Source organism: Wolbachia endosymbiont of Mansonella ozzardi, from assembly GCF_020278625.1.
GTDB lineage: Bacteria > Pseudomonadota > Alphaproteobacteria > Rickettsiales > Anaplasmataceae > Wolbachia.
In genome coordinates this window covers 1-7,645 of the sequence record NZ_JADAKK010000055.1, presented here as the reverse complement: position 1 = coordinate 7,645, position 7,645 = coordinate 1, and the positions used below count along the sequence as shown (strand labels likewise).

At 36.6% G+C, this 7,645-nt stretch carries 6 protein-coding genes, 1 tRNA gene and 1 pseudogene; 5 read left to right on the top strand and 3 right to left on the bottom strand.

Translation table 11 applies throughout. The features are described from left to right. Positions 1 to 382 precede the first annotated feature (382 nt). Positions 383 to 613, bottom strand: a pseudogene (locus tag IHO40_RS04950) (FtsW/RodA/SpoVE family cell cycle protein); the annotation flags it as partial. A gap of 653 nt (positions 614 to 1,266) precedes the next feature. Then, positions 1,267 to 1,965: a bifunctional demethylmenaquinone methyltransferase/2-methoxy-6-polyprenyl-1,4-benzoquinol methylase UbiE gene (gene ubiE, locus IHO40_RS04945; protein WP_225537036.1), complete on the bottom strand. Its 699-nt coding sequence runs from the start codon at positions 1,963 to 1,965 to the stop codon at positions 1,267 to 1,269. A gap of 616 nt (positions 1,966 to 2,581) precedes the next feature. On the opposite strand from ubiE, the gene IHO40_RS04940 reads away from it, so the two are divergent. Both IHO40_RS04940 and IHO40_RS04935 read left to right on the top strand, forming a co-directional pair. Then, positions 2,582 to 2,824, top strand: a complete 243-nt coding sequence (locus IHO40_RS04940; protein WP_225537035.1) for a type II toxin-antitoxin system RelE family toxin — start codon at positions 2,582 to 2,584, stop codon at positions 2,822 to 2,824. 355 nt (positions 2,825 to 3,179) lie between these two features. Further along, complete coding sequence (locus tag IHO40_RS04935) at positions 3,180 to 4,376, top strand: multidrug effflux MFS transporter (RefSeq protein WP_458695347.1); 1,197 nt, start codon at positions 3,180 to 3,182, stop codon at positions 4,374 to 4,376. Positions 4,377 to 4,442: 66 nt separating this feature from the next. On the opposite strand, the gene tkt is transcribed toward IHO40_RS04935, so the two are convergent. After that, positions 4,443 to 6,398, bottom strand: a complete 1,956-nt coding sequence (gene tkt / locus IHO40_RS04930; protein WP_225537034.1) for a transketolase — start codon at positions 6,396 to 6,398, stop codon at positions 4,443 to 4,445. 113 nt (positions 6,399 to 6,511) lie between these two features. Here tkt and rpsD point away from each other — a divergent pair, with 113 nt between their 5' ends. From rpsD to iscX, 3 genes are all read left to right on the top strand, one after another. After that, positions 6,512 to 7,126 carry a 30S ribosomal protein S4 gene (gene rpsD, locus IHO40_RS04925; protein WP_225537033.1) on the top strand — a complete coding sequence of 205 codons (615 nt, stop codon included), beginning with the start codon at positions 6,512 to 6,514 and terminating at the stop codon, positions 7,124 to 7,126. 10 nt (positions 7,127 to 7,136) lie between these two features. Then, positions 7,137 to 7,223, top strand: a tRNA-Leu gene (locus IHO40_RS04920). A 28-nt stretch (positions 7,224 to 7,251) separates the two neighbouring features. After that, positions 7,252 to 7,446 (top strand): Fe-S cluster assembly protein IscX, encoded by a 195-nt coding sequence (gene iscX, locus IHO40_RS04915; protein WP_225537032.1) that lies wholly within the window; start codon positions 7,252 to 7,254, stop codon positions 7,444 to 7,446. Positions 7,447 to 7,645 lie beyond the last annotated feature (199 nt).

Here is a 7,645-nt window from a genome sequence, read left to right as displayed (position 1 = left end):
CTTGATGTTTTAGACAGTAGATCCTAGTATCAACTGCTGGAATGACGAAAAAAGTTACTTGGATGACAAGAGAAGGGGCTACTTGGATGACAACCTCCTAGTAGGTTCGAATCACAGTGTTAATGCAGTTATAATCATTCAGGTTGGGTAGCCCTAACCACTAGCCTATATTATTTCTAAACGCAATACGCTTACAGAATTTTAGTGTAAGAGCTTGGTTTCTACTAAGGGACAGCATTACGCTAAGAGCAATGCTTGAAGATGAAAGGAAAGAGCCACCATAGCTCAGTATGGTAAAATTATACCAGCGGTGGGAAAATGCCTAACGTTATCCCTATGTTTATTATAAATTGTGCGATAAATTGAATCGAAATACCGAAAATTACCAGCAGATTGAATAATTCACTTTCTCTATATGGACATAGAGTAAGCAAGCAGAAATGATGCCAAACAAAATCAATTTGGCTAAACACATAACCAAACCAAATTCTTCTGCTAGAACAGAAAATACAAAATCTGTATGACTATCAGGAAGAAAGATTTTGACGCTACCTTCACCAGAGCCAACACCGGTTAACTGGCCTTTTTTGAGTGCTTTCAATAATTTTATAACTTGAAGATTATCGCGCTGTACAAATTAAAGAGAAAATTGTAAATCCTTTGCTTTATATGTGGAAAATACAAGTAGCCGTAGCAATTTCAGTTATGACTATTCCTAATATACATACAAAGTATAAAAGTGGTGTACACGCAATAAACATTTGGCAGGTAAAAGAATATGTCAGAGGTATGGACACACTGAAATCAGGATGTAAAAGTACAATGTAAAAATCAACAGAAATATTATGATTGACATATAAACTTTAAACTTCATGCCGATAGCCAAGACACCAGCTATAACAACAGAAAAAATGGCTTTACAAACTCAGATGGCTGAATTGGAATTTTGACAATATATAACCATCATTTCGCCCCTTTTGTTTCCATGTCAAGTATTACCACAGCTGCCATCAGAATAATAAACAGAGCAAAACCCACAAACGAAAGGTTAAGTATGGTTTTTATATTAAGAAAAGAAAATACTACTAAGGTAACCAGTGACAGAACTATATAAACTACATGGCGCTGTATAATAATTTTGCGGTAAAGAAAGACGCTGTGCAATTACGGAACTTGCTGAATGAATAGGAACGAAGCTTATGGTCAGCAAAAGAACTACTGGAATAACGAGATAATAATCTAGTGTTCTATACCAGAGTTTAATGTTCATTTTGTTCCAATATGTAATGCCACTATTCCATAGCTCATATTATGAAACTCAACATCCTTAAAGCCCACTTCTTCAATTTCAAAATTAAACTCAGCCTGAGTTGGAAATTCTCTGATGCTTTTTACCAAATATTCATAGGGACTCTTATCTTTAGCAACTATGCTACCAATTTTGGGAATTACTTTAAATGAATACAAGTCGTAAAATTTGCTGAACATTTCATTTTGATAGTGCATAGGGGCAAACTCCAAGCAGACAAACTGCCCATTTGGTTTTAATACCCTATATGCTTCACTTAAAGCCTTCTTGCGGTCAGAAACGTTTCGAATGCCAAAGGCTACTGTGCAGTAATCAAATTTGAAATCTTCAAACGGTAAGCTTTCTGCATCTGCACACACCCAATTAAAATTAAGCTGGTTTGCATTTATAGCTTTATCACGGCCTCTGCTTAGCATATTTTGATTTATATCACATATTGTGACCTGAGCACTTGGTTCTCTTCTCACTATTCTTATTGCTATATCTCCAGTTCCTCCAGCGATATCCAAAACCTTAGAGTTTTTTGTAAAATGCACACTATTTACCATCTTATCCTTCCATAGCCTGTGCATTCCAAGGCTCATTATATCATTCATGACATCGTAGCGATTTGCTACGGAATCGAACACCTCTTTAACTAATTGTGATTTATCCATACCATTCTCGATTTTTATTTAGGCATTGCGTAAAATCGTTGAGCGCCTTTTATCATAAAAGTATATCCAGTACTCTGCTGCTGTAATACCTTCTTAATTTTTAATCATGTCTTGCAATATTATACTCAATTTTGTGCCATTTATTACAAGTTAAGTCAATTCAAGTACATTCTCAAATTTTTATTGAAACAGATAAAAATTCTTCCTGTATATCAGCAAAATACTAAAAAAACTATCGTCTTTTTTATTGAAAAATTAAAAAAAATACTATATAATTATTATAGCATTAGGCTTTGGTAAAGCTTATGGCAAACGCTAATGTAGCTTTCAGTAAAAAAACTTTGCAGCACTTTGCTAAACTAGTCGAGCTCACTAAGTAGCCCGCTCGAAAGCTAGCAGAAAGGCTATTTAAAGAAGCAATTGAGCGCGAAATGGAAGGTTTTTTGTTACCTTGTGGTTGATGTTAAAGGTGCAGAAATGGTTAGAAGTGAGTATTTAGATTGGAATAAACTATTACCTTCTTAAAGAACGTTATTAAGAAAAATCTTCCGGACCTTCCGAGAAGAATACAGCCAAACATTATGGATACAATACACAATCGGCTCACAAGAGATCATTGAACCTTGGTGAACCACTATATCACAGCTTTAAAGGGCATAGAAGGCTAGGAGTTGGTGTTTATCGTATTGTAAATATTGAAGAGCATGCAGTAATTATTGTTGCAGCAGGTCATGGAGACACCATTTACAAAGAGGCCTTGAAGATAATCAATACAATACACCCTTCAATAACCACTTTTCCATTAAGTTACATAAGTAAATTATACAATAGATATATATTATACAGCCCCTTCTCTTGATCCGTTTTCTATTGAATTAAAAAAAAAATATTGTACACTAACTATAGTCATAGGCTTTGGTAAAACTTATGGCAGATTCAGACATTACGTAGCACTTATCCAAAAACTTCACATCAGCTTACTAGGCGCTAGCTAAGGTTACCAAGGAGTCAGTTCAAGAGTTAGCAAAACTAATCATGGAAGAGTAAGATAGAAGAAATTGCCATTTGGCCTTATCAAGAAGCGCAACGTTCCAGGAACAGAAAGAATTAAGCCCGAAGATGTTAAGTGGAGATGTCGATCACTTGATTAAATTAATGTAACCAATAAGGAAAATGTATTATAATAAAACTTTTATAGCTCAGCGAACTCATTAGTGGCAATACGAAATATTATCTCTCTTATCATGATATTATCTGTAGCAGTTGCCGATATGGCAACTGACCTGTATTCAGTTGCACTACCGAGCATTGCCCATTATTTTGAAGTAGAAGGCCATGTGGTACGGCTTACAATCAGCTTAAATTTAGTTGGATTTGCGATATCCGGGTTAATTTATGGTCCACTATCTGACCATTATGGTAGGCGTCCAATCATGCTGATTGGTATGGCAATTTTTACTTTGGCAAGTATTGCATGTTACATAGCTGACAGTATTGTACTCTTAATACTCATTCGCTTTATACAAGGAATAGGGGCTGGTGTTGCAGGAGTAGTTGGGTATTCAGCAATAAGGGATATATACTCAGGTAGTGAATACTCAAGAGTAATTTCAAAGTTAAATATGGCAGTAGCGCTTTCACCAGGGATAGCTCCAGTGATAGGCAGTTATATAATTTCAAGTGGATACAGTTGGAAATTTTTGTTTTTTATTATATCACTCGCGGCAATTATTATGCTTGTTTTTATTTACTTTAAATTACAAGAAACACTCACTATAAGTAAAAGTGAAACCAGTATAACTAGTGTAATAGTCAATATTCCCAAACAGTATATATCAATATTTAGAAATCATCGTTTCCTTGGGTTCGCAGCTATCCATGGGTTAACTTTCATGTGGCTTTGGGCGTATATTGCTAACTACCCTTTCATATTTGAGTCTATGGGTGTTGAAGTACAATATTTCGGTTATCTAATATCAATTATAGTTACATTTTACATAATTGGGACTTTGATTAACAGAAGATATGTACCAAAAATAGGGGTTAGCCAGATGTTAATAATAGGTTTGATGTTGCCAATAATACCCGAGAGTTTGCTGATATATTTTTACTCCATAGACAGATTAAACGTGTTTGTCCTTCAAACTGTTTGGATTCCAAGCAATATAGGTCTCGCATTAGTAATAAGCAATAATGTAACCTCTGCGTTAGAAACAACCAAAAGTATAGGACTCGGTAGTGCAGTTCTCTCATTCTGCAATATGATGTTCGGAGCCATCGGAGTATATATAGTAGGGAAATTCTTTTCTTACGGTATTTTATCAAATTTACTATTAGCAATAATATGCTCTACAATCGCGGTTCTTATATACTGCCTACTCAGATGTACTGAAAAATATTCAAAAGACTGATTATATAGTAAGCCGGTTCTTTTTTTCTGGCATCAGATACTGGAATTTCACATGGTTATGTAAGGTCTACTGAGTGCGAACCGATTTTTCACACACACGTTTTACTACATGATCAGCACTGATATTAAAATGCTCATAAAGTGTTTCATAAGGTGCTGATTCTCCAAACCTCTTTATGCCAACAAATATACCATTTGAGCCTATATATTTATGCCAACCCATTTCACTTCCAGCTTCAATTGCAACTTTAATACTGTCATTATTTAATATTGCTGCTTTACACTCATCACTTTGCTCGTCAAAAAGTCTCCAGCATGGCATAGAAACAACCCTTGTGCCTATACCTTTTTCCTGCAATTTTTTCCTTGCTTCAATTGCAATTTGAACTTCAGATCCGGTTGCAAATATCGTCACTTCTAGCTTTCCTGAATATTCGCACAGGGTATATGCACCAAACTTTGATAGGTTGGCAGATTGGTGAGAATCAAAGTGAAATTTGCGCATGTAATTTACATTCTGTCTTGAAAGTGCAAAAAGTACTGGTGACTCTTTTTTTTTCAGTGCAATACTAATGCACTCCAGAGTTTCGATTGCATCGGCTGGTCTAAAGACGTACAAATTCGGTATAGCACGAAGAGAGGCTAAATGCTCTATCGGCTGGTGAGTTGGGCCATCTTCTCCTACTCCAATTGAGTCGTGAGTCATTACATATATGACCTGCTGTTTCATCAAGGCTGAAAGACGTATAGCAGGGCGGCAATAATCAGAAAACACCAAAAAAGTGCCACCATAAGGAAGAATTCCGCCATGAAGAGTCATGCCGTTCATACAAGCTGCCATAGCGTGCTCTCTCACTCCATAGTGGATATAAGAACCACTATAATCATTGCTGTTTATTACCTCCATGTGCCTATATTTAGTGCAATTTGACCCAGTAAGGTCAGCAGACCCACCGATTAATTCTGGCATAGACTCAGTTAAAAGTTCCATTACTCTGCCGAAAGAAGATCGAGTAGCTTCGTTTGGCATTGCCTCGTGTATTTGTTTCTTTATGTTAGCCAAATCGCTCTCAATATTACCTGGTAAACGCTTATCAAGTCTTCTTTGCAACTCTTTACTGGTCGAGGACACGTAGTTTTGTTTTGCTCTCTCAACTGTTTCCATCCAGGCATTTTCTACGTTCTCTGGCACATGAAATGGTTCGTGATTCCAATTTAACTTCTCTCTCATCTTTTTTATATCTTCCTCCGTAAAAGCACCACTATGAGCAGAAGATGTACCGGCACGGCTTGAGAATTTTCCGATGATGGTTTTGCAGCAAATAATCGACGGCTTGTCAGATTTTTGCGCTTGCTCTATTGCAAGCGATATGGAGTTAAAGTCATGTCCATCAATTTTGTTAACATTCCACCCATAAGCTGAAAAACGCTTTTCTATGTCATCAGAACAAGAGAGGCTAGTAGCGCCATCTATAGAGATGTCATTATCATCAAAAAGAGCTATCAACTTATTTAGTTTGAGATGTCCAGCAAGTGATGCTGTTTCATGGCTTATTCCTTCCATGAGACAGCCATCTCCTAGCATTACGTAAGTATAATGATTAATTCCAAACTGCTTTTCAAGGATCGATTCAGCAAGTGCCATGCCAACTGAAGTGGCAAGCCCCTGCCCGAGCGGGCCTGTTGTTGCTTCTATGCCAGGAGTCAAACCAAATTCTGGATGACCTGGAGTTTTGGATGTAAGTTGCCTGAAGTTCTTTAACTCATCTATACTAATGTAGCCTGTCAGATATAATATTGAATATAACAACATTGAACCGTGGCCGTTTGACAAAACGAAACGGTCTCTGTTGAGCCATTTAGGATCGTCAGGGTTGTGATTTAGATATTTAGCAAATAAAACAGTTGCAACATCTGCCATACCAAGTGGCATACCTAGGTGCCCAGAGTTTGCTTTTTGTACTGCATCAATTGATAAAAAGCGTATAGCATTTGCCATAGATTCCAAAGGTAGATGGTTCATATGTCAATAGAAAAACTTAAAAGTGAAGTATAAGAGATTAAACTGGCAAAAACAAGTTGACACTTAATGCTAAAATCCTTAATAATCTAGAGTTAGATTGTGAGAGTTTTTATATGACGACTGTTATCAATAGAAAGTATAGAATCAGCCGTAGGCTTGGTATGAATTTGTGGGGTAGAGCAAAAGATCCAGTAAACAAAAGGAAATATCCTCCAGGTCAGCATGGTATTCTTGGGTTTAAAAGATTATCTGATTTTGGTAAGCAATTCGCTGCACATAAAAAATTTAAGTTTTATTATGCAATTTCAAGTAAGCAGCTCAGGCGTATATTCTTAGATGCTTATAACAGGAAAGGTTACACAGCTGATAATTTTATTGGTATCTTAGAGTCAAGGCTAAGTTCTGTTTTATATCACTCTGGCCTTGTGCCAACAATTTATTCAGCAAAACAGCTTATATCTCATGAGCATATTACAGTTAATGATGAAGTGGTTAATATATCAAGCTATCGAGTAAAACCTGGTGATATAGTAAAGATAGGAAAGAGAGCAGTAAAGATCCCTATAGTAGTAGAAGCTGTAGAAAAACAAGAACGCAAGGCTCCAGACTATTTAGAAACAAACAGTAAGGAGCATTCAGTGAAGTTTTTAAGAGTGCCTCAATATTCTGAAGTTCCTTACTCAGCGGATATGGAAGTTAATTTAGTAGTAGAGTTCTACTCCAGGTAAAATAAAAAAAGCCCGTGTGGCGGAATCGGTAGACGCAGCGGACTTAAAATCCGTGGGTTTTGCGACCTTGGGAGTTCAAGTCTCCCCATGGGCACCAATTTAGTTTGGTAGAGTATTCAAGAAGTATGAAATGGTTTGATATAGAAGACATCGCAGAAGCTTTAGAGAAAAAGTTCCCAGGCGAAGATGTAGTTAATATCAGGTTTACTGAGCTTAAAAAAAAGGTCTTGAGTTTAGAAGGATTTGACGATGACGAAAAACGTTGTAACGAAAAAATACTCGAAGCCATTCAAGTAGCTTGGATTGGAGAAAGATCTTAGGCCGCTATCAAACGATCTAATCAACGCTCTTTTCCTGTTATTCCAGTACTTGACGCACAGCTGTTGTAACTTGAGTCTACTAGGAAATCCAAGTATCTGGCTACTTAGATAACACCTTAGCGATTTTTACCTTTTTTTCTGCTTATACCAATCCCACTACACGGAAAGGGGACAGACGAAAGTAGAAAAAAGTTATAAC

Bases quoted from the DNA above. Each gene is read 5' to 3' on its own strand.
- rpsD (WP_225537033.1), top strand. From the start codon at position 6,512: ATGACGACTGTTATCAATAGAAAGTATAGAATCAGCCGTAGGCTTGGT.
- ubiE (WP_225537036.1), bottom strand. From the start codon at position 1,965: ATGGATAAATCACAATTAGTTAAAGAGGTGTTCGATTCCGTAGCAAAT.
- iscX (WP_225537032.1), top strand. From the start codon at position 7,252: ATGAAATGGTTTGATATAGAAGACATCGCAGAAGCTTTAGAGAAAAAG.
- tkt (WP_225537034.1), bottom strand. From the start codon at position 6,398: ATGAACCATCTACCTTTGGAATCTATGGCAAATGCTATACGCTTTTTA.